The sequence below is a fragment of the Arthrobacter sp. 01N444 genome (genome assembly GCF_056399305.1).
Window position 1 is genome coordinate 1 of record NZ_JBFTRB010000054.1, and the last position, 386, is coordinate 386.

The following is a 386-nucleotide window of genomic DNA, read 5'->3' on the forward strand; positions in this document are numbered from 1 at the left end:
GGGCGCGAGCTCGCCGTGGCCGCCTATTTGAAGGAGCACGTCGCGCAGCTGCTGATCGGCAAGGACCCGCACCGGATCGAGGACACCTGGCAGTTCCTGTACCGGTCCTCGTACTGGCGCCGCGGCCCGGTCACGATGGCCGCGATCGCGGCGGTGGACATGGCGCTGTGGGACATCAAGGGCAAGCTCGCCGGGATGCCGGTCTACCAGCTCCTGGGCGGGGCGTCCCGGAACGGGCTGCGCGCGTACGGGCACGCCTCCGGCGCGGACCTGCCGTCCCTGTTCGATTCGGTCCGTGAGCACCTGGAACTGGGCTACAAGTCGATCCGGATCCAGACCGCGGTGCCCGGGATCAAGGCCGTCTACGGCGTCGCGGCCCAGGCCCA

At 70.5% G+C, this 386-nt stretch carries 1 pseudogene; it reads left to right on the forward strand.

Annotated features, from left to right (window positions below):
- Nucleotides 1-386, forward strand: a pseudogene (locus AC1DKN_RS21060) (bifunctional D-altronate/D-mannonate dehydratase); the annotation flags it as partial.